Raw genomic sequence first — 23,103 nt, 5'->3', positions numbered from 1 at the left:
TTGGGCAACTTGGGTACAGGCGATGTACTTGACGGTACAGACGGCTTTATCGTTGACCTTGTTGCACCGGTGGTGACTTTCCCAGATGTATCGACGAACGATACAACGCCTGCATTGACCGGTACGATCGATGATCCTACTGCGACTGTGGTGGTGACTGTGGATGGTGTGGATTATCCAGCGACTAACAATGGTGACGGTACCTGGACGCTTGCAGACAATACACTTCCAGTGTTGGCAGACGGTCCACATACAGTGAGCGTGACTGCAACAGATGTGGCAGGCAACGTTTCAACACCAGTAACCGGTACAGTGACTGTTGATGCGACAGCACCAAGCCTTGCGATTAGCACAGATGACTTTGCACTTGCGGCAGGTGAAACAGCGAACATTAGCTTCACGTTCAGTGAGGCGGTAGCAGGCTTTGATGCAAGCGACATCACGGTTGTAGGCGGTACATTGACTGGCCTGACTACGACTGACAACATCACCTGGACAGCGGTGTTCACACCAGATGGCACAGGCACAGCACCAAGCATTGCGGTGACTGATGGTAGTTACACAGATGTCTTGGGCAACTTGGGTACAGGCGATGTATTGGATGCTACGGATGGTTTCGTTGTAGACATTGTTCCACCAACACTTGCAATTACTACTGATGATCTAGCTCTTGCGGCAGGTGAAACAGCGAACATTAGCTTCACGTTCAGTGAGGCAGTAGCAGGCTTTGATGCAAGCGACATCACGGTTGTAGGCGGTACATTGACTGGCCTGACTACGACTGACAACATCACCTGGACAGCGGTGTTCACACCGGACGGCACAGGCACAGCACCAAGCATTAGTGTTGCTGATAATACTTACACAGACCTTGCAGGTAACTTGGGTACAGGTGATGTACTTGATGGTACAGACGGTTTTGTTGTAGACATTGTTCCACCAACACTTGCAATTACTACTGATGATCTAGCTCTTGCGGCAGGTGAAACAGCGAACATTAGCTTCACGTTCAGTGAGGCAGTAACAGGCTTTGATGCAAGTGATATCACACTTATTGGTGGTACATTGAGTGCGTTGGTTACAACTGACAATATCACCTGGACAGCGGTGTTTACACCGGACGGCACAGGCACAGCACCAAGCATTAGTGTTGCTGATAGTACATATACAGACCTTGCTGGTAACTTGGGTACAGGCGATGTACTTGATGGTACAGATGGCTTTATCGTTGATCTTGTTGCACCAGTGGTTGGTTTCACAGATGTAACTACTAATGATGATACGCCTCCATTGACCGGTACGATCGATGATCCTACTGCAACAGTTGTCGTGACTGTGGATGGTGTGGATTATCCAGCGACTAACAATGGCGATGGTACTTGGACGCTTGCAGACAATACTTTGCCAACACTCGCAGATGGTCCACACACAGTGAGCGTAACCGCAACAGATGTGGCAGGTAATATATCGAATCCGGCAAATGGTACGGTAACGATTAGTTCTTCCAGTATCTTGGCCTTTGATAACACTGATACAGCTGTACTTGCTCCTCAACCATTGCTTGTACAAGATGATGCAGCACTAGGAAGCAACACTTATCTAGCACTTGTATCGCTTGCTGGACTTGATTTGCAGTTAGGATCAGAGTCAATTGGCTTTACAGTGGGTGCTGGTCAAGAAGGCAATGCGACCTTTACTTATAGTGCTTTAATTGGAGTGGATGCATTATCTGATTACTCTCTAGTTGTTCAGAAATTTGATACAGCAACAGGTCAATGGACTGCGATTTATGGTGGTGGCCAAGCGGATATTCTTGATCTTACTTTACTAGGTTCAACACCTGGTGTAGTGATTGATGGGTTAGAAGAAGGTCAATACCGTGCATTTATGACTTATAACGGTCTTCTAGGTATTGGTTTACTTGGCACCTTAACAGGCACAATGGATGTTTATGACACAACACAAGTAGGTGGATACTACACCGAAGTTGCCGATGGTAATGTTATTACTGATATCAATACCAGTGGTGAAATAGACATCGTAACTCCTACGACTGTAGTTACAGCGGTAAATGGTCAGCCTGTTACAGCGGTAGATACTGTGATCAACGGGTTGTATGGTACTTTGGTAATCGATCCAGACGGTACATACACTTATACTCCTACTGCAAGTGCAGCAGGCGTAGGTCAAACAGATGTATTTGTCTACACATTAACTGATCCTGTAACTGGTGATACGGCTCAAGCAAATCTCAATATTCAATTGAGCTCTGTGAACGCGGTGGATAATGTTGTAACCGCAGAAATTAATCCAGAGCCATTGCTTGTTGCTGATGATGTAGCGTTAGGTAGTGCGAATTATCTTGTAGCTGTATCGTTAGCTGGTCTGGATTTACAATTACTCGCTGATGAAGCAATTGAATTTACTGTTGATCCGAACCGTGAAGGTACAGCAACGTTCACATTCGATGCCATAATCACAGCAGATTTACTCAGCGATTATGCGATTGTTGTTCAGAAATTTGATGAAGTAACAGGTGAATGGGTATCGATTGGTGGTACTAACCCAGAAGCATCACTCATTGATCTATCACTTATCGGTGGTACGCCAACAGCTGTTCTTGAAGGATTGGATGCTGGTCAGTACCGTGCATTCATTGGATATGAAGGTTTAGTCGGTGTAGGTTTAGGCGGAACATTAACTGGTACGATGGATGTCTATAATCCATACATCGTGGCAGGTTACTCTGTTGAACCGATCTCTGGTAATGTCATCAAAGATGCAAGTCTCACTGGTGAAGTTGATGCAGCAAGCAGCAGTGCTGTGATTTCTCAAGTGAATGGTGTTGCGGTTGATCCAGTTGCTGGTGCAACAATCACCGGTACATACGGTACATTGGTGATCGACCAAGATGGTAACTACACCTATACTCCAACTGTAGACGGAGCAAACCTAGGTCAGGTAGATCAATTTACCTACACCTTGCTTGATCCTGTAACAGGTAACACTTCTGAGGCAACACTTTACGTTCGTCTCGATAGTAACAGTGTAGATATGACTTGGAACGATGCAGATCCATCTCAACCAGCTGTAATTACTAGCCCGCTTCCAGTAGATGCAATGGATAACGTTGCTTCGGCTGAAATAGACATGGTTTATCCTGTAACAACTGAGGTACTTGATAATGCGATCAGCTATAACTGGTTACTCGGTGTAGGTGGAATTGTTATCGGTTCTAGAGAAGGTACAGCGACATTTACAGTTGATCCAGGTAATCTGACTGACGCCATCATTGCAGTGAACTTTGGTTCGGTTGCTACGGTTGTCGACGGTTTACATGTGGTATTAACACGAGTAAATCCAGATGGCACTCGTACTGTAGTTGCGGATAGTTCTGATACTGGCGTAATTGACTTGTTAGGTATCTTTGGTTCCGAAGTTCAATTCAAGATTGATAACTTAAGTGCCGGTACTTATGAGTTGTTCATGGAAAGCAACACATTACTTACAGCTCTAGGTAGTGTTACTGCGGATATCACACTGAATCACGGTGATATCACTCAACCGCCTGTACTGGTTGTTGACCCTGTAACTGGTAATGTACTTGCTGATGATAACTCTGCGGTTTACGGTACAAACTATGTGCCGGACTACATTACGACAACTTCAGTAGTAACTGCTGTTACAGCTGAAAATGGTAATACAACTACAGTTGTAGCGGGTACTCCAGCAACGGTTATTGGGGTATACGGAACTCTGACTATTAATGCAGATGGTACTTATAGTTATCAGGCAACTGCGGATATGGCGAATGTAGGTAAAGTTGATAGCTTCACTTACACAGTGACAGATCCAGTGACTGGCAGAACTGATACCGCGACATTACATGTTCAAGTTGGTTCGCCAGATGTTGATGTCACTTGGAATACAGCAGATCCTTCGGCAGATGCTACTCTTCCAACGCCATCAGTAACACCTGATACAGATGATGCAACAATCAGTATGGAACCAGTGGTAGATCCTGCTGTAGACGTGTTAAGTGGTAATGTGACCATTGGTAACTTAGTCGGTTTCCCAATTCCACTTCCTGTGCTCAGTAGTACTGTAACCTCAGACCAGTTTGTGATTGCTGCTAATACAGTAAGCGATGTACATGTACAGTTAAATTACACTGCAACGTTGAGTCTTTCTGCTTTCCCAACAACTGGATATACAATTCAGCAGTTCGTTGGTGGAACATGGGTAGATACAGCATACTCTGGTTCTGCAACAGCATTAGCAGGTGTTTTGGGTGCTCCGGCATTCTCGGCAGATGTTCCTCATTTAACAGCAGGTACTTATCGAGTTGTATTCAGTTTATCAAGTGTGCTTTCATTAGGTGTAGTAACTCTAGATTCTGTAGTAACAACTACAGCGACTCATCTAGATCAATACACACCAGATGGTCAAACAGACTGGATTACTGGCAACGTTCTTACTAATGATGTGGTAGAAGGTACTCAGCTCTATGTAATGAACTCAACAACTGGCACTTATGAGCTAGCTGCTGGTCAAGGAGTGAATACAGGTGAAGGCACATTGTATCTATACAATGATGGTTCTTACTTCTATAAACCATTAGATAGTGCGGCAAATGCGACTGTTGATGTGATTGATTACAAGTTGGTTTCAGTGATCGATGGTAGTGAATATGCCTCTACATTGACGATTAACTTGAGTCAAGAGTTGAATAGCCTTGCGATAAGTACTGCGGCAAATGATACATTTGCTCTCGGTAATGGCTCTGATACCTTGATCTACAACACATTAACAGCTGCAAGTGTCACTGACGCAACTGGTGGTAATACAACAGGTGGTGGTGTAGATGTATGGACTGACTTCCATGTAGGTGATACTGCAACAGATGATCAAGCTGATAAGATTGACTTAAGTAACTTGTTAATTGGTTCTCAAACTAACTTAACAATCGGTCAATATGTGACAGTAAGTTATGATGCTGGTACTCAAACTGCGACAATCAGCGTAGACCGTGATGGCGGATTACTCATCGAAGGTACTTACACTGAAACGCCATTGCTTCAATTGACTAACCTTACTGGTCCAGTCACATTGAATGACTTGATCAACAATGGTCAAATCATTTTCTAATCTAACAATCGACTTATAGAAAAAGAGCCTTCGGGCTCTTTTTCTATGTTTAAACAATACGTTAACTTAGCGTTTCACATGTTCATGTTATGATGTATTGAAAACTTTATAGAACAACAAATAACGGATAGGGACTGATTTCGAGTGACGGCTTTTTTAAACTTCCAAAGACAACTGAACCTTTGGTTAGAACATATCGCTCCACATGCTTCCGCTTTTCAGGATGAAACAATTTTATTTATATCTTATGGGCCTAAAGACCAAAGATGTAACGTATGGCATAGTGAGAAAACAAACTTTTCTCAAGCAAAAATACAATTCTTAGCCTTCATTAATGACCAGTTTGCACATGAGTCACTTGTTGATTATATAAAAATTGATGTTGCATATAATTTAATGAAGCAAGCTTGGAAAGTAGTAGAGCAACAGGTCCATCATCAATTTCACAACAACCACTACCGTAAAGGTATTGGGTTTGATGAACAATGTTCAGTTGCTTTTCTTGAGCAAGAGATTTATGGAAAGGCAATTATACGAGGTTTGAGCTATGACAAACCCAACTTTTTTGATGAAACAAATCTGAATTATGCAATTAAGCAAAAATATAACGCTACTAAACCACAGATTAAACTACAAGAGCTACAAGACATTTGGACTTTTGATACCTACGCAGCATTTTATGAAAATGGGAAATTGATTAATTTAGCGAGCGGTTATGATGCGAATGGTATTAGGGCGATTTCGAGCAATAAGAAACAGCATTTTCAGTCGTTAATTGAAAAAAATTCGGCATTTTTGCATGATCAAATTCAAGAAAATGGCAAATTTATCTATGGCTATTTTTCTGCCTATGATCGCAATATTCGTAACTACAATACGGTACGCCACTGTACTTCAGTGTATGCATTGCTAGAAACATTTGAAGTGCAGAGTAAGCCAGAATATTGGCCCAAAATACATGCTGCTATCCAATATGCACTGACCAACTTTTATAAAGAAAAAGATTCAGAAACTGCTTTTATGATTGATGGTAAAGAAGGGGAGTTTGAAATTAAATTAGGAGCCAATGCGGCTGCTATTTTAATGTTTACTAAATATCAGGAAATTACTCAAAAAACTGATTATCAAAAATATGCAGAGAAATTATCAAATGGTATTTTAAAATTAGTAAATTCAAATGGCTCAACAACTCACGTATTAAATTATCCAGATTATGATTTAAAAGAAAAATTCAGAATTATTTATTATGATGGTGAAGCTGCTTTAGCTTTATTAAGGTTATATCAAATTAATCAGGATAAAAAATTATTAGAAACTGTTAAATTAATGTTTGAATATTTTATTGAAAATAGATACGAAAAATATCATGACCATTGGTTAAGTTATTGTACCAATGAGCTTACAAAAATATGCCCTGAAGATAAATATTTTATTTTTGGTTTAAATAATTATTTAAAACATTTTATTTTTATTCGTAACCGAAAAACAACGTATGCGACCTTATTAGAAATGTTAATGGCTGCTTATAAAATGGTTAGCCGCTTAAAAGAGCAGGGACGTACAGCACTTTTTGAACAGGCTTACATGCCAGAGCTTCAAAAATTAATTGAGTTTAGAACTGATTTTCAAACAACAGGATTTTTTTATCCGGAAGTGGCTATGTATATGGCACGACCAGATAAAATTTTACATGCATTTTATATTCGTCATGACCGTTTTCGAGTAAGGATTGATGACCAAGAGCATAACTTATCGGGTTACATCGCTTACGTTAAAGATTACAAAGGTGATGAGCTATGAAGTATCAACCCGTTGAAATCAAGTTATTAGCACATATCGACACTACAAATTTTGATGAAGCTATATGGCAATTCGAATTTGATGAGGATGTTTCAACGCTCTTACTCATCGACTATGCACTAGAACAATTTCAACAAAAAAAAGTAAAGGCTCAAGACGTCTATGTTGTGCCACAAAAAATGAGTGAGCAAATTGGACAGCAAAATTTAGGTTTAAAAGCATCTGAAAGTTATACATTTACCGAGCTATTGCAGTTCTTAATTTTTACTCAAGCAGTAGATGTAAAAGATGCTTTAAGTAAGATGCTCTGCGGTACAAATGAGCAAGCATCTTTAATTTTCTCTAAAAGAGCTGCTACCTATAACTTAACCCTAAAAAATGCAGGTGTCCAAAATCAGTTAAAGCATTTGTTTTTATTGCTTAGAAAAATTTTTAGTTACCCCGTTGAAATAAAAAAACTTTTTTTTATTAAGGAACTTATTTTTAAAGGAAAGTCTTATCTTCCTCAGACCTCATTAATGGCACAGAACGTAGTAGAGGTCTTATATCTTACAAACTCATTTAGAAAAATTTATCTTACTTTCTTTGAAGAAAACCAAACGATTGGTTTCTTTTTATTTTTAGATGATATTCATCGCGCTGAGCACTTGATTCCTTATTATCATTGTTTTCAAGCACAGAAGGTACAACCTAGAGTTTGCTCAGCCCCAAGTGGCATTATCAACATTTTGGGAGATACTTATTTTGGGGAGATCTATACAGAAAAGCGCAAGTCAAAGGGTCAAAAAGATGCTCTACAACAATATGGATATGACTATTCATTTGAAAAAATAAAAACTTTTTTAGGTGAACATGACTTAAATATTGCTAACTTTGAAGCGGTATTTTCTTTAGAAAACCAATCTCCTTTAGGTCATAAAAAGCCTTTTATTCTTAAAGCTGATGCTGAAAAAACATTAGCAGAATTCAAAAATATTCACCTTAATCATGTTGTGTTGGCAAATAACCATCTAAAAGACTATGGGGATCGTGGGCTGACCTATACATTACAACAGTTGGATCAAGCTAACATTTCTTATATCGGGGCAGGTGTAAACCAAAAAGATGCTCATAACTACTTTCAACTCTCTTTTGAAAATAAGCGTTATGCTATTTTTAACGGATACTGGCACAGAGACACTGCCTATCTCGATTATGATTTTTATGCTTTAGGTCATAAGAGTGGGGTCGCGTGTTTAAATGGTGTTTTGCTTGAACAAATAGGTCGCTATAGACTGATTCATCCTGAACATAAAATTATTGTTATTTGCCATTGGGGTGTCGACTTTAAGCCAATTACAAAAGAACAGACTAAGCTTGCTACCATTCTAATCCAAGCTGGCGCTGACCTGATCATTGGTCATGGTGCCCATACTATTCAACCTGTCCAGATTATCAACCAAAAGCCAGTCGTATTTGGTATTGGCAATGCTGTGTTTAATAGCAATGGCGAATATGAAAAACACAATGCTTTACCATTTGGCTGTATAGCAAGGTTAGATTTATCAAAAGACTTACTTTGCCTTTATCCAATTTACACCAATAATTTGAAAACATTTTGGCAGCCGTATCCAGTCGATGCTGAAGATTTCTTAAAGGCGAGTACTTACATGACATCTTTACTGACCCCTGAAAATTACATCGCTACCCAAGATAACTTAGGAGCATATATTGAAATTAAATTTTAGGGATATTGTTTGTACGTTGATAAAATCGTTTGAAGTTGTACTGGCGTAAATCCTAAATTTCTTAAGCCACCACTGCCTAATTTACATTCGGCGCTTGCCATGATGTTAGTTGGAGTACGTTTTGTAGCTTTTGGTGCACAAACATGTTTTAGACCAAACACATGTCCCATTTCATGCACGCTACCAGCCTGAATATTATAATTGAGGCGGTTCCAGTCTAATAAAATAAAGGGTTTGCCATTATTACGAAAGGCTCTACTCGTTACATCTTCAAATTTCCATTTCGTTGAATAGGCATCATAAATAAAAACAATCACTTCTTTACTTGCAGTTCGTTTTGGAAAACACGTATTTACACTGGCAGGAATAGTTTCAATCGTAATTGGGTAGGGCTGATTAATCTGTTGTTTTAAATCACAATGTAATTTTGAAAACTCTTCATAAGGAATATAACGATGTAATTTAAATTTAAAAATTTTATTATTTTTATCATCCACATAGTATCTATTTAATATCTTAATTTCCTTACGCATCTGTTGATAATTATCAAACTTTGTTGCTTCTGGAGAATTAGTTGTAAAAACAAAAGTGACTGGAATAATAGGGCGGCCATCTGTGGAGACTTTAGGTGCTTCTCCTAAAGGAAGAGGGGGACGTGTTGTACAGGACACGCAAAGTAAAGTCCCAGTAACTACCAGTAATGTTTTTTTCATGCAGATTTCCCTCAAGCCCACCTTGGATTGCATTTAGTTTTATTCAAAAAATTTTTATATGATATGAATTATGTCAATTTTTATGGAGTCCACTTTGACAACTCAGTATGAACTACATCGGCAAATTTTAGAAGTCATTGCTTTGATTCCTTACGGAAAAGTTGCAACGTATGGACAAGTGGCTCGTATGGCAGGGTTACCAAAACATGCGAGATTAGTGGGCTATGTTTTGAAACATCTTGAAGCTGATCATCAAGTTCCTTGGTATCGTGTGATTAATTCTCAAGGCAAAATTAGCCTAAGTAAATTTAATGAAAAAGGTGAAAATATTCAGCAATTAAAATTGGAAGCTGAAGGTGTTTATTTGTTAAATGGTAAAGTTGACTTAAAGCAGTTTGCTTGGCAGCCTTAAATCTATTGAAAAAAGTTTATTTCTCAAAAAATTGCCTAAATTATTAAGATTAACAAGATAGGCAATATTGAAAATTATCGAACAATTAACACGGGAATATGGCTTTCCCCTAAAACTTTTTGTGCCACACTTCCTAAAACGAGTTTTCGTACCCCCGTGCGTCCATGAGAGCCCATGATAATCAGATCTGTATTTAAGTCTTGGGCAGCCTGAATGATTTCCTCATGAACGACAAAACCTTCCAGCAGTTTAGTCTCAACGGTAATGCCTTCATTGGCAAACTCTTGTTTTGCGTGTTCTAAAATATCGAGTAAATAAGTTCTTGTGCGTTCAATCAAATCATTAGTTTGACCAGTTTTTACGTAGACATCAGCAATAAAAGGATCAAGTGCCATCACTTGTACAACTGTAATTTTGCTATTTAATGCTTTTCCCAGTTTAATGGCCTCTTTCATGGCGACCATAGAAGTTTCAGAACCATCAATTGGTACTAGAATATGTTGATATAACATGAGTATTTTCCTTATTGTAATGATGCTTATTTATTAATACTTTATACCTATTTTTTGACGATTTAAATTCAAGCACGTAATCATTTGTGATTTTATAACGACAAATTTTGGAGATAAATTTTTATAAATTGCGCAAATTTTCTATATGTGTAGATAAAGCATCAATATCGTCAGTTTGAAGATATTCACGTATTTTCAAAATTTGCTTCTCATCTAAATCATAAAGTTTTAAAGCAAGTAGTTTGTCAATTTGTTCTTGAGGAAAGCGATATTTAATAATTTTCGCAGGTACTCCACCTACAATTGCATAGGGGGGCACATCTTTAGTGACTACAGCTCCGGTTGCGACCACTGCGCCTTCACCAAGTTTTACACCTTGCATAATCATTGCACGGCTTCCAATCCAGCAACCATCTGCAATTATAGTGTCCCCAGCCGCTAAAAAACTTCGGGTATCAAAAGGGAAAGTCGAAATCCAATCTGGCCTATGAAGTTGATTGCCACCCATCATGATCACACACTCAGCGCCAAAACAAACAAAATTGCCAATATAAAGTTGATCAATCGGTTTCTCTGGCGTTGAAGCTTTGTCATGTAAATAACGTACTACACAACGTTCAAAGCCTTGATCCCAATAAGCTGAATAATAAGAATAATTTCCTTTAACATGGATATTTGGATTTTTCACAGTTTTGGAAATAAACTCAAATTCGCACCAATGACGAACAGGGGAGTTAATTAACTTTTCAGCCATAAGGGAGATATAAAAAAGGGAATACACCATTATACCGAATTGCGATTCAAGCTAAACCAATAATCTCAGCTCAGCCAATGAATCTAAAGTACGTGCTAATTTGAATTAATTATTATGAGGAATACGTGCAATAACTTTAATCTCAAAATCAAAACCAGCTAACCAAGTTACGCCCACAGCGGTCCAGTTGGGATAAGGATTTTGTGTAAAGATTTGATTTTTAACTTTCATAATGCTTTCAAACTGCCGTTCAGGATCAGTATGAAAGGTGGTGACATCAATAATATCATCGAAAGTGCAACCAGCTGCTTTCAGTGTCTCTGCTAAGTTTTTAAAAGCTTGGATTACCTGTTTTTCAAAATCAGATACAGGTGAGCCATCTTCAAGGCTACCAACCTGCCCTGAAACAAAGAGTAAATCTTTCGATTGAATTGCGGCTGAATAACCATGCTGTTCATATAAGGCATGGCGGTCTTTAGGAAATATTGCAGTTCTCATCAGTTTTGTTCTCCATCAGTATTTAAATACCAATCAGTAAATGTCGCTCAGATTTCACATACGGTTCGTATGTAAACATAATTGACATAGGAGCCGTATGTCAATTAAAATTTTTTGTGATGATTAGGTGGTAAAAGACATGTCTGTTCGTGAACAAAAGATGGCGGAAACCCGCAAGAAACTGATTGAAGTAGCACGTCGTGCATTTGCTGAATATGGTTATGCAGATACTTCAATGGATAAACTCACGGCAGAAGCAGGGTTGACTCGTGGGGCGCTTTACCATCATTTTGGTGATAAGCGTGGTTTATTTGCTGCAGTGGTCGATCAAATTGATTCACAAATGGCAGAATATGCCCAGCAGCATTTAGAGCAGCCTGATGATCTTTGGGAAGGATTGTTACTTGAAGGGCAGACCTATATTCAAAATGCTTTGAATCCTGAGTTTCAGCGTATTGTGTTGCGTGACGGACCTGCAGTGCTAGGTGATCCAGCGCATTGGCCTAGTCAAAACAGATGCTTGCAGTCTACCCGTAGGTGCGTTGAACAACTATTAGCAACGGATCGAATTAAAATTGTAGACCCAGAAGCGGCGGCAGTGCTTTTAAATGGCGCCGCCATGAATGCCGCATTATGGGTAGCCTCTAGTGAATATCCTGAACAGGTACTCCCTGAAGCATTAAATGCTTTTCAAATCTTTGCATCAGGTTTTTTTAAAAAACTATATTAAATTATTTTTAGTAATTGTATGAAATATAAAAAACCCCTCAATTGAGGGGTCTTATAGACAAAGCATATCTATTTAAAATTAAAGATATTCTACACTTACGATTTCATATTCCACTTCGCCTTGAGGAGTAATGATTTTTACTTCATCACCTTCACTCTTGCTCAAAAGGCCACGTGCGATTGGTGAGTTCACTGAGATTTTATTGATTTTAAAATCAGCTTCATCATCACCAACAATTTTATAAGTCTTGCGTTCTTCAGTATCAAGGTTTTCAATCGTTACCGTAACACCGAATACAACACGACCGTTTTGTTCTAAGTCCTTAACATCGATGACTTGTGAAGCACCCAATTTTCCTTCGATATCTTGGATGCGTCCTTCACAGAAACCTTGCTGTTCACGAGCAGCATGGTATTCTGCATTTTCTTTTAAGTCCCCATGTTCACGTGCTTCAGCAATTGCTTGAGTAATACGTGGACGTTCAACAGATTTCAGATGTTGTAATTCTTTCTCTAAGGCGATTTTACCTTCAGGGGTCATTGGATAACGTTGCATTTCGGTCCCTCTTAAGTTGAGAAAACACAGTTAAAAAAATGAAAAAATCCCGCCACCGATAAGGTGACGGGACTTATCGGTAAAAAAATTAACCTACAGTTAAATCTTGCAAGCGGTATACATCCATTGGCAATTTCACAGCAAAGGCTTGGCAAACAGCTTCTGCACCATTGATAGTCGTTGTGTAATACACTTTGCCTTGTAGGGCAGCACGACGAATCATTGCAGAGTCATATTGAGCCTGTTTACCTTCAGTGGTATTGACAATAAGGTGTATTTCACCATTTTTCAAGCGGTCAACAATATGTGGACGACCTTCAGTAACTTTATTTACAGATTCGCATTCTAAACCTGCTTCTTTAAGCACTTGGTAAGTACCACCTGTTGCAACAAGCTTGAAGCCATATTCAACTAATTTCTTAGCGATATCAGCGATGTATTTCTTGTCAGATTCACGTACTGATAAGAAAGCATGTTTTACTTCGCCTTCAGTTGGTAAACCAGGTAAGCGTTCATTCGAGCCTAAAACAGCTTTATAGAATGCTTCACCAAATGTTTTACCTACGCCCATCACTTCACCTGTAGATTTCATCTCAGGTCCAAGCATAGGGTCTACACCTTGGAATTTAGCGAATGGGAAAACGGCTTCCTTCACAGCAAAATGCGTTGGAATGATTTCTTTAGTAAATCCTTGAGACTCAAGAGATTGACCTGCCATACAGCGCGCAGCAACTTTCGCTAAAGAATCACCAATACACTTCGATACGAATGGAACTGTACGTGAAGCACGTGGGTTAACTTCTAGAACGTAAATATCGTCACCTTTTACAGCGAACTGAACGTTCATCAAGCCAACAACGCCAAGTTCTTTTGCCATCGCAATCGTTTGACGACGCATTTCATCCTGAATTTCTTTAGATAAAGAATAAGGAGGAATCGAACATGCAGAGTCACCTGAGTGAATACCAGCTTGTTCAATATGCTGCATGATACCGCCGATCACAACGTCTTTACCGTCAGATACACAGTCAACATCAACTTCAGTTGCGTCATCTAGGAAACGGTCAAGAAGAACAGGGGCTTCATTAGATGCCTGAACTGCTTCACGAAGGTAACGTTTAAGTTCTTCTTCGTTATATACGATTTCCATTGCACGACCACCTAATACATAAGATGGGCGAACAACAAGCGGATAACCTACTTTTGCAGCTTCAGAGATACCTTCTTCAGCAGATTTTACAATGCTGTTGTTTGGTTGACGAAGCTGTAAACGTTGGATCATTTGTTGGAAACGTTCACGGTCTTCAGCACGGTCAATCGCATCTGGTGATGTACCGATAATTGGAGTACCTGCTTCTTCTAAAGCACGTGCCAATTTAAGTGGAGTCTGGCCACCATACTGTACGATTACGCCTTTAGGCTTCTCTGTACGTACGATTTCAAGTACATCTTCAAGTGTTACAGGCTCGAAGTATAGACGGTCAGACGTGTCATAGTCGGTAGAAACAGTTTCAGGGTTACAGTTCACCATGATTGTTTCGTAACCGTCTTCACGCATAGCTAATGCAGCGTGTACACAGCAGTAGTCAAATTCGATACCTTGACCAATACGGTTTGGACCACCACCAATCACCATGATCTTGTCACGGTTTGATGGATTTGCTTCACATTCTTCATCGTAAGTTGAATACATGTATGCAGTACCAGATTCAAACTCTGCTGCACATGTATCAACGCGTTTGTAAACTGGATAAACACCCAAATTCCAACGTTGCTTACGGAATTGCTTTTGTGAAATGCCCATAAGGTGAGCAATACGAAGGTCAGATAAACCTTTACGCTTGAACGAACGGATATTGTCAGCGTTTAAGTCACCAAAACCTAAAGTTTTCACTTGAGCTTCAGTTTTAACGATATCTTGAATTTGGATAAGGAACCAGCGGTCAATCTTAGTCGCTTCAAAAACTTCATCTAAAGAGAAACCATGACGGAAAGCGTCCGCTACATACCAGATACGCTCAGGACCTGGAACTTTAAGTTCTTTTAGAATAATTTCTTTTGCATTTGTTGCACCAGCTTCGATTTTTTCATCAAAACCGCTTACACCAACCTCAAGACCACGTAATGCTTTTTGTACAGATTCTTGGAAGTTACGGCCAATAGCCATCACTTCACCAACAGATTTCATCTGAGTAGTAAGAACTGGTTCAGCTTGCGGGAATTTCTCGAAGTTAAAACGAGGAATCTTCGTTACAACATAGTCAATTGATGGTTCGAAGCTTGCAGGAGTTACGCCACCAGTGATGTCATTTTTCAATTCATCAAGGGTATAACCAACAGCAAGTTTTGCTGCGATTTTAGCAATCGGGAAACCTGTTGCCTTAGAAGCAAGCGCAGATGAACGAGATACACGAGGGTTCATCTCGATAACAACCATACGGCCGTCTTTCGGGTTAATACCGAACTGAACGTTAGAACCGCCTGTCTCAACACCAATTTCACGAAGAACCGCAACCGAAGCGTTACGCATCAATTGGTATTCTTTGTCAGTTAATGTCTGAGCTGGTGCTACAGTGATTGAGTCACCAGTGTGTACGCCCATTGGGTCAAAGTTTTCGATCGCACATACGATAATACAGTTGTCGTTTTTGTCACGAACAACTTCCATTTCGTATTCTTTCCAACCAATTAAAGATTCATCAATCAATAACTGGTGAGTAGGAGAGAGGTCAAAACCACGTTCACAAATCTCAAGGAATTCTTCGCGGTTATATGCGATACCACCACCCGAACCACCCATTGTGAATGATGGACGGATAATTACCGGGAAACCAAAGCGTGACTGGATTTCTAAAGCTTCTTCCATCGTTTCGGCAATGGCAGCTTTTGGACATTCCAAGCCAATTTTACGCATAGCGATATCGAAGAGTTTACGGTCTTCGGCTTTCTCAATTGCGTCTTTAGTTGCACCAATTAATTCAACATTATATTTTTCAAGAACGCCGTGCTCATCAAGTGCAAGAGCACAGTTCAACGCAGTTTGGCCACCCATAGTTGGCAATACTGCATCTGGACGTTCTTTTTCAATAATCTGTGCAACTGTTTGCCAAGTAATTGGCTCAATATAAGTTGCATCAGCCATTGAAGGGTCTGTCATAATGGTTGCTGGGTTAGAGTTAACCAAAATAACACGGTAGCCTTCTTCACGAAGCGCTTTACACGCTTGAGCACCTGAGTAGTCAAACTCACATGCCTGACCAATCACAATCGGGCCAGCACCAATAATTAAGATGCTTTTAATATCCGTACGTTTAGGCATTATTCGCTCCTTAATTACTGTTTAGATGCTTCGATAAGTTCGATGAAGTGATCGAACAATGGGGCACAATCATGCGGGCCTGGGCTTGCTTCAGGGTGACCTTGGAAGCTGAAAGCTGGTTTGTCTGTACGGTGAATCCCTTGTAAGGTGCCATCGAACAATGATTTATGCGTTGCTTTTAAGTTAGCCGGTAAAGTTTCAGCATCTACAGCGAAACCATGGTTTTGTGAAGTAATCATCACTGTACCATCTTCAAGATTTTGTACAGGGTGGTTAGCACCGTGGTGACCATGGTTCATTTTTACAGTTTTTGCACCAGAAGCGAGTGCCAAGATTTGGTGGCCTAAGCAGATACCAAATACAGGTAATGTTGTGGTTTCAACAATAGTTTTTACAGCTTCGATTGCATAATCACAAGCAGCTGGATCGCCAGGGCCATTTGAAAGGAATACGCCATCCGGATTAAGTGCCAATACTTTTTCAGCCGGAGTTTCTGCAGGTACAACGGTTAATTTGCAACCGCGGTCTGCAAGCATACGCAAGATGTTGGTTTTGACACCGTAATCGTATGCAACTACATGATATTTTAATTCAGGTTGAGAGAAGCCTTGGCCTAGAGTCCATGAACCTTCAGACCATTCAAAACCAGTTGGATCGCAACATTCTTTTGCAAGGTCTAAACCGTTTAAGCCACCAAAAGCACGAGCTTTGGCTATAGCTTCTTCTTCAGTAATATTTTCGCCAGCAAGGATGCAACCATTTTGTGCACCTTTGTCACGCAAAATACGTGTTAATTTACGTGTATCAATATCCGCGATTGCAACAACATTGTGTTCTTGCAAATATTCACTCAATGACTGTTCAGCACGGAAGTTGCTGTGTAGTAGTGGAAGGTCACGAATAATTAAACCATTCGCCCATACTTTATGGATACGACCAGATTCAACGTCTTCCGCGTTGCAGCCAGTGTTTCCGATATGTGGGTAAGTTAATGTCACAATTTGTTGTGCATAACTTGGGTCAGTCAAAATTTCTTGATAGCCTGTCATGGCTGTGTTAAAAACGACTTCTCCAGTCGTACTTCCCGTTGCGCCGATTGACGTTCCTTTAAAGATCGTTCCATCTGCGAGGGCTAAAATGGCGGGGGTGCTCAAACCAAAGCTCCTGAATTTCGGCTGTAAAAAAGCGAGTAGACCCAAAAAAGATAGGCGATGTTGTGATAAAACATGCCCCTCCCTATCGGTCTGCTCGCTTGTAACTTAACAGCGCATTATACGCATGGAACCTCAAAAAGTCTATTTATTTTCTGCTAAAAAACATAATTCATTGCTTGATTTTTACAAAAAAATTATCCGCTCATCCGAATCAGTTACTTTTGATAAATTGTCTAACAATTTGCTGGCTGAATTTTTAGAACTGGATTTATTGTATTGCTAGTTAAAAAATAAACAATATGAGGAAATAGCATGAGTAATGATCAAGTTTCAAAAGATGTGAGCGAGAAAGCTCAAGCAGTAGTTGATTCAGTAAAAGCTGAGGTGAATGAAGTGAAAGAAACCGTAGCTGCTACTACAACTAAAGCGAAAAGAACAGTAACTGCTAAAACTGCGCAAGTAAAAGAAAGTGTTGCCGAGAAAACTGAGCAGATTAAAGAAGTTGCTACAGAAGCGAAAACTCAGGTGAAAGAAGCTATCACTGAAACTCAAGAGCAGGTCAAAGAAGTTTTAAGTGAAACTCAAGAAAAAATTGAAGCTGAAACTCATGAGTTAAACAAGAATATTCAAAATCAATTTATTCAAATTAAACAAGATATTTTACAACGTCTTGATGTGATTAAAGCTCAGTTTAGCACTTCACAAGAAGGACTATCTGAACTTAAAAATGCTTTGAAAGCAGAAATTAATGCACTTATTGAAGATTTGACGAAAGTCAGTAAAGAACTTAAAGGTGATATTAGCCAGATTTCTTTGAAGCACAAAGATTCTTTAAGTGAAAGCATTAAACGTACTAAAAACAATGCAGTCGAAGCATGGAATAAAGCACGAGATAACTAATGATCTTAGCTTTTACCCAGCTATAAAAAAGCGAGAATTAATTTCTCGCTTTTTTATTTTTAAAACTGATGTAACCAGTCACGCTTATTATGGAAATCTGCACTTTTTCCACTATGCTGCATTGCATAGTACTGCATACCTTCTTTGGTTTTTAAAACTGCAGTTAAACCTAAATAAAGGTTTGCCCATTTCAAGCGATGCTGTTGCATAAATTGTCCCAAATCAAGACTAACATTTAAGCCATAATGAGTACGCTTGAGATGGTTCAGTTCGATATCGTAAGCAGCAAGGGGAGGCATACTTTCTGGATAGCGATATTCTTCAAACTGATAAGACTGCCATGCTTGAGAAGGGGAAAGGTTAATTTCCCGATAATAATCTTCATCATGCACGCCAACAAAAATTTCGAAACAAGTTTCTTCCCACAAAAAATCCTGACGAGGATTAGCCGTGACTTCTTGGGGCCAGACAATGAATTGATTTGGATCACGAATCCAAAAACCGACATTTAAGGTGTGCGGTGCTTGCTGTTCAATTGCGCCAACAACAGAAACAGCATGAAAACGATCAAAAGCTGAAAGTTCGTAACTTGCCATAGTTTGTCAAATCAAATTAGTTTGCTAAATGAGCGTGGCGAACAAGATTAGACAAATGCTGGTTTTGCTTAGCTGCTTTTTTGTAAAGTAAAACAATTTTACCAATCTTTTGCACAGCTTCTGCGCCAGTCGCTTCTACAATTGCATCAATTACAGCAGTACGTGCTTCACGGTCTTCACCAGCAACTTTAACTTTGATAAGTTCGTGGTCGTTTAAAGCACGAAGAGTTTCTTCGATAACAGCATCTGTTAAGCCTTGTCCACCAATCATGACAACCGGATTAAGCACATGACCAATTTGACGTAAACGTTTACGTTCATGGATAGATAAAGCGGCCATTAAAAATACCTGATTTTAAAAACGACTTAGTATAGCAAAAAACTTAAATTCAGATGTACGAAAAACTGTATAAATAATCGATCAACATTATTGGAAAAAAACTGTAAAACTTGGTGAGATTACGCTACATCCGTACTGTAATGAGAGTAATTTTCACGTACAATGAACGATCAGAAGTTTTTTTGATATTTAGTGAGTTATGGCAACACGCATTACAAACCAGAAATTGTCGAAAAGTAGTCGTGCGTGGATGAGGGAACATCTAGACGATCCTTTTGTAAAAAAAGCACAAAAGGAAGGGTATCGTGCGCGAGCAGCATATAAACTTCTTGAAATCCAAGAAAAATATAAGTTGATCAAGCCAGGCATGACGGTAGTCGATTTGGGTGCAGCTCCTGGTAGCTGGTCTCAAATTGCTGGAAAACTTGTGGGTAGCAAAGGTTTAGTGATTGCTTCCGATATTTTGCCCATGGATGCTTTGCCTGATGTCACTTTCTTACAAGGCGACTTTAGAGAAGAAGCTGTATTTGAAAAATTGTTAAATATTTTAAATGGACGACAAGTAGACATTGTAATTTCTGATATGGCCCCCAATACATCAGGTAATAGGGCTGTTGATCAACCTAGACAGATTTACTTATGTGAACTGGCTTTAGATTTTGCTCAAAAGGTTCTTGGTCCTAATGGACAGTTTGTGGTTAAAGTGTTCCAAGGCGCAGGATTTGATGAGTTTCGTAAACAAGTGGTTGATAGTTTTGATGTGTTAAAGACAGCAAAACCAGCAGCTTCTCGGGCGCGCTCTAAAGAAGTTTTTTTGGTTGGACAAGGGCGTAAGAAAGCATTGCAATAAAGTTTACTTGCCAAGCTCCTAAAAATTGTGCATTTTGTACTTTTAGGTTATCCGCAAGCAATACAGTTGCTGTTTTTATGACGATCAGCCAAGATTGGGCATGATCAAATTAGATCGATATGGGAATAAAGCTTTGAGCGATTACTTCAAGAATGCCGTATTGTGGCTAATAATACTTGGTGTTCTGATTTTAATTTTCAGTAATATCAGTGACCGCAATAAGCCTACTGCGATGAAATACTCAGATTTCGTTGCAGCGGTGAATGCTGGCCAAATTAAGCAAGTCACAATTGACGGTTTAAATATTAATGGTGAAAAAACTAACGGATCACAGTTTGAAACTGTTCGTCCGCAAGTTGAAGACACTGAGCTTATGCCGAGCTTAAATAAGCAAAATGTTGTTGTAGAGGGAACAGCTCCTCAACGTCAAGGCATTTTGATGCAACTTCTCATTGCTAGTTTCCCTGTACTGTTAATCATTCTGTTATTCATGTTCTTTATGCGTAACATGGGTGGTGGTGCAGGCGGAAAAAATGGGCCGATGAGTTTTGGTAAGTCGAAAGCAAAAATGCTTTCTGAAGATCAAATCAAAGTCAATTTTTCTGACGTTGCTGGTTGTGATGAAGCAAAACAAGAAGTTGTTGAAATTGTAGATTTCTTAAAAGACCCTGCAAAATTCAAACGTTTGGGCGCTACTATTCCTCGTGGCGTACTTATGGTTGGTCCTCCGGGTACTGGTAAAACGTTATTAGCCAAAGCAATTGCTGGTGAAGCTAAAGTTCCTTTCTTCAGCATTTCAGGTTCTGACTTTGTCGAAATGTTCGTGGGTGTGGGTGCGTCCCGTGTCCGTGATATGTTCGAGCAAGCTAAACGTCATGCGCCTTGTATTATCTTTATTGACGAGATTGATGCAGTAGGACGTCATCGTGGTTCAGGTACAGGTGGTGGTCATGATGAGCGTGAACAAACCTTAAACCAAATGCTTGTAGAGATGGATGGTTTTGAAGGTAATGAAGGTGTGATCGTAATTGCTGCGACGAACCGTGTTGATGTCTTGGATAAAGCATTATTACGTCCAGGTCGTTTTGACCGTCAAGTAATGGTAGGTTTACCTGACATTCGTGGTCGTGAGCAGATTCTGAATGTACATTTGAAAAAATTACCTTCAGTTACGGGTGTGGATGTTAAAGTTCTATCTCGTGGTACTCCAGGTTTCTCTGGTGCACAGTTGGCAAACCTCGTTAACGAAGCTGCATTATTTGCTGCACGCCGTAATAAGAACACTGTTGACATGCATGACTTTGAAGATGCAAAAGACAAAATCTACATGGGACCAGAGCGTAAATCGATGGTTTTACGTGAAGAAGAACGTCGTGCAACTGCTTATCATGAAGCTGGTCATGCGATTGTTGCCGAGATTTTACCGGGTACAGATCCTGTTCATAAAGTAACGATTATGCCGCGTGGTTGGGCTTTAGGTGTAACTTGGCAGTTACCTGAACAAGACCAAATTAGCCACTATAAAGACAAGATGCTAAACGAAATTGCAATTTTGTTTGGTGGTCGTATTGCTGAAGAAGTATTTATCCAACAGCAATCTACTGGTGCTTCAAATGACTTTGAGCGAGCTACTAAAATGGCACGTGCAATGGTTACGAAGTACGGTATGTCTGACAAAATGGGTGTAATGGTTTACGAAGATGAAAACCAAAATGGTTTCTTTGGTAATGTAGGAAGCCGTACGATTTCTGAAGCAACTCAACAGTTAGTAGATGAAGAAGTACGCCGTATTCTTGATGAGCAATATAAAGTTGCACGTAATATCTTGGAAAGTAATAAAGATATTGCACACGCGATGGTAAAAGCTTTGATGGAATGGGAAACTATTGATCGTGATCAAATCCGTGACATTATGGAAGGTCGTGAGCCACAACCACCTAAAGTATATGTTGCTGAAAACCCAGTGGCTGCATTTGAACCACCAAAAGATGGTCCATCTACACCGCCACCATTGCCAGCAATGAACTAATTAGTTAATTAAAAAAGCCACAGTCATGTGGCTTTTTTTATGGGTTTGATTTTGTTAAAAGCTGAAAACAAATCAACACCATACATAGATGATAATTGCTAAAATACAGCCTGATTTTAAACTGGAGCTTTTTATGCAACTAATGCCTTTGCCTCAACAAATTTTACAGTGTGGACAGCTTCAGTTAGATCTATCACAGCCTCACGTTATGGGTATATTAAATGTCACACCAGATTCTTTTAGTGATGGCGGAAAGCATAATCAAATAGATCAAGCGATTGCTCATGCGCTAGCCATGATAGAGCAAGGTGCCACCATTATTGATATTGGTGGAGAGTCTACCCGTCCAGGGGCATCTGAAGTAAGCATAGAAGAAGAAATACGAAGAGTTGTGCCCGTAGTTGAGGCTTTAGCTAAACATAATATTGTTCTATCAATTGATACGAGTCAGCCTGATGTTATTCGTGCTGCGAAAGAAGCAGGAGCACATATTTGGAATGATGTACGTGCGCTTACTCGTCCCCATGCTTTAAAAACGGCAGCAGAACTGGATATACCCGTAGTGATCATGCATATGCGTGGTGAGCCGACTACAATGAATCAGTTAGACCAATATACGGACGTAACCTTAGATGTTATAGCGGAGCTCCAGCAGCGCGTGAATGAAGCTTTAAATGCGGGTGTGAAAAAACATAATATTATTATTGATCCTGGGTTTGGTTTTGCAAAAAATGCGCAGCAAAATTTAAGACTGTTAAATGAATTCTGGAAGCTCGGTGAAATGGGTTATCCAATTTTATCTGGCCTTTCTCGTAAACGTTTTATTGGTGAAGCATTAAAAGGTGTAACTGCAGATCAGCGTGCGGTAGGAAGCGTTGCGGGGCATTTACTTAGTATTCAGCAAGGAGCATCCATTGTCAGAGCACATGACGTAAAAGCAATGACTGATGCAATTCTAGTTTGGAAGGCGATGATACAAGCTTAACAAAGTAGGCTTTATAAAATCAGAGCGTGGCTCATTAAATTAATGGGCTAGATGATTGAGTCAGTGAAAAATATCGTTATT

At 39.6% G+C, this 23,103-nt stretch carries 19 protein-coding genes; 10 read left to right on the top strand and 9 right to left on the bottom strand.

The window, feature by feature from the left end; genetic code table 11:
* The 3 genes from J663_RS04470 to J663_RS04460 form a co-directional block, all read left to right on the top strand.
* Window positions 1–5,148 (top strand): BapA/Bap/LapF family large adhesin (locus J663_RS04470; protein ID WP_155762403.1); only part of this gene is annotated, 5,148 nt, incomplete at its 5' end.
* A gap of 144 nt (window positions 5,149–5,292) precedes the next feature.
* Window positions 5,293–6,948, top strand: a complete 1,656-nt coding sequence (locus tag J663_RS04465; RefSeq protein WP_033848003.1) for a poly alpha-glucosyltransferase — start codon at window positions 5,293–5,295, stop codon at window positions 6,946–6,948.
* A complete protein-coding gene (locus J663_RS04460) occupies window positions 6,945–8,675 on the top strand; it encodes a CapA family protein (protein WP_033848002.1) in 1,731 nt (576 codons plus the stop codon). The genes J663_RS04465 and J663_RS04460 overlap by 4 nt, the downstream gene beginning before the upstream one ends.
* Here the strand turns inward: J663_RS04460 and J663_RS04455 are convergent.
* A complete protein-coding gene (locus tag J663_RS04455) occupies window positions 8,672–9,388 on the bottom strand; it encodes a metalloprotease (RefSeq protein ID WP_033848001.1) in 717 nt (238 codons plus the stop codon). The two genes, J663_RS04460 and J663_RS04455, sit on opposite strands and share 4 nt — an antisense overlap.
* Window positions 9,389–9,470: 82 nt before the next feature.
* Between J663_RS04455 and J663_RS04450 the strand changes: the two genes are divergently transcribed.
* Entirely contained in the window at window positions 9,471–9,800 is a 330-nt protein-coding gene (locus J663_RS04450) for an MGMT family protein (protein WP_081404622.1), read from the top strand.
* A gap of 74 nt (window positions 9,801–9,874) precedes the next feature.
* On the opposite strand, the gene J663_RS04445 is transcribed toward J663_RS04450, so the two are convergent.
* From J663_RS04445 to J663_RS04435, 3 genes are all read right to left on the bottom strand, one after another.
* Window positions 9,875–10,312: a universal stress protein gene (locus tag J663_RS04445; protein ID WP_033847999.1), complete on the bottom strand. Its 438-nt coding sequence runs from the start codon at window positions 10,310–10,312 to the stop codon at window positions 9,875–9,877.
* 121 nt (window positions 10,313–10,433) lie between these two features.
* Window positions 10,434–11,066: a CatB-related O-acetyltransferase gene (locus J663_RS04440; RefSeq protein WP_033847997.1), complete on the bottom strand. Its 633-nt coding sequence runs from the start codon at window positions 11,064–11,066 to the stop codon at window positions 10,434–10,436.
* A 105-nt stretch (window positions 11,067–11,171) separates the two neighbouring features.
* Complete coding sequence (locus tag J663_RS04435; protein ID WP_081404582.1) at window positions 11,172–11,564, bottom strand: RidA family protein; 393 nt, start codon at window positions 11,562–11,564, stop codon at window positions 11,172–11,174.
* A 139-nt stretch (window positions 11,565–11,703) separates the two neighbouring features.
* Here J663_RS04435 and J663_RS04430 point away from each other — a divergent pair, with 139 nt between their 5' ends.
* The gene (locus J663_RS04430) at window positions 11,704–12,294 is read left to right on the top strand and encodes a TetR/AcrR family transcriptional regulator (protein ID WP_033847994.1); all 591 of its coding nucleotides are present in this window, start codon (window positions 11,704–11,706) and stop codon (window positions 12,292–12,294) included.
* Window positions 12,295–12,372: 78 nt separating this feature from the next.
* Here the strand turns inward: J663_RS04430 and greA are convergent, their stop codons facing one another.
* From greA to carA, 3 genes are all read right to left on the bottom strand, one after another.
* Window positions 12,373–12,849, bottom strand: coding sequence for a transcription elongation factor GreA (greA, locus tag J663_RS04425; RefSeq protein ID WP_033847992.1), 477 nt, complete (start codon window positions 12,847–12,849; stop codon window positions 12,373–12,375).
* Between the two features lie 88 nt (window positions 12,850–12,937).
* On the bottom strand, window positions 12,938–16,168 hold the full coding sequence (gene carB, locus J663_RS04420) for a carbamoyl-phosphate synthase large subunit (protein WP_005067595.1): 3,231 nt from the start codon (window positions 16,166–16,168) through the stop codon (window positions 12,938–12,940).
* A 14-nt stretch (window positions 16,169–16,182) separates the two neighbouring features.
* A complete protein-coding gene (gene carA / locus J663_RS04415) occupies window positions 16,183–17,322 on the bottom strand; it encodes a glutamine-hydrolyzing carbamoyl-phosphate synthase small subunit (RefSeq protein ID WP_005067597.1) in 1,140 nt (379 codons plus the stop codon).
* 124 nt (window positions 17,323–17,446) lie between these two features.
* Here carA and J663_RS18765 point away from each other — a divergent pair, with 124 nt between their 5' ends.
* Together J663_RS18765 and J663_RS04410 are read left to right on the top strand one after the other, a co-directional pair.
* Window positions 17,447–17,605, top strand: coding sequence for a hypothetical protein (locus J663_RS18765; protein WP_002115567.1), 159 nt, complete (start codon window positions 17,447–17,449; stop codon window positions 17,603–17,605).
* Window positions 17,606–17,634: 29 nt separating this feature from the next.
* The gene (locus tag J663_RS04410; RefSeq protein ID WP_033847991.1) at window positions 17,635–18,222 is read left to right on the top strand and encodes a hypothetical protein; all 588 of its coding nucleotides are present in this window, start codon (window positions 17,635–17,637) and stop codon (window positions 18,220–18,222) included.
* Between the two features lie 59 nt (window positions 18,223–18,281).
* On the opposite strand, the gene J663_RS04405 is transcribed toward J663_RS04410, so the two are convergent.
* Together J663_RS04405 and yhbY are read right to left on the bottom strand one after the other, a co-directional pair.
* Window positions 18,282–18,818 carry a DOMON-like domain-containing protein gene (locus J663_RS04405; RefSeq protein WP_033847988.1) on the bottom strand — a complete coding sequence of 179 codons (537 nt, stop codon included), beginning with the start codon at window positions 18,816–18,818 and terminating at the stop codon, window positions 18,282–18,284.
* A gap of 16 nt (window positions 18,819–18,834) precedes the next feature.
* Window positions 18,835–19,158: a ribosome assembly RNA-binding protein YhbY gene (gene yhbY, locus J663_RS04400; RefSeq protein ID WP_002115576.1), complete on the bottom strand. Its 324-nt coding sequence runs from the start codon at window positions 19,156–19,158 to the stop codon at window positions 18,835–18,837.
* A 199-nt stretch (window positions 19,159–19,357) separates the two neighbouring features.
* On the opposite strand from yhbY, the gene rlmE reads away from it, so the two are divergent.
* From rlmE to folP, 3 genes are all read left to right on the top strand, one after another.
* Window positions 19,358–20,008 (top strand): 23S rRNA (uridine(2552)-2'-O)-methyltransferase RlmE, encoded by a 651-nt coding sequence (gene rlmE, locus J663_RS04395; protein ID WP_000235573.1) that lies wholly within the window; start codon window positions 19,358–19,360, stop codon window positions 20,006–20,008.
* Between the two features lie 133 nt (window positions 20,009–20,141).
* Window positions 20,142–22,037 carry an ATP-dependent zinc metalloprotease FtsH gene (ftsH, locus tag J663_RS04390; RefSeq protein ID WP_033848050.1) on the top strand — a complete coding sequence of 632 codons (1,896 nt, stop codon included), beginning with the start codon at window positions 20,142–20,144 and terminating at the stop codon, window positions 22,035–22,037.
* 133 nt (window positions 22,038–22,170) lie between these two features.
* Window positions 22,171–23,022 (top strand): dihydropteroate synthase, encoded by an 852-nt coding sequence (gene folP, locus J663_RS04385; protein ID WP_033847985.1) that lies wholly within the window; start codon window positions 22,171–22,173, stop codon window positions 23,020–23,022.
* The last annotated feature ends 81 nt before the right edge of the window (window positions 23,023–23,103 follow it).

The organism is Acinetobacter sp. 826659 (genome assembly GCF_000588515.1).
GTDB classification, from domain to species: Bacteria; Pseudomonadota; Gammaproteobacteria; order Pseudomonadales; family Moraxellaceae; genus Acinetobacter; species Acinetobacter pittii.
The sequence above is the reverse complement of the archived record's forward strand: the minus strand, read 5'-3'. Positions and strand labels throughout refer to the sequence as shown.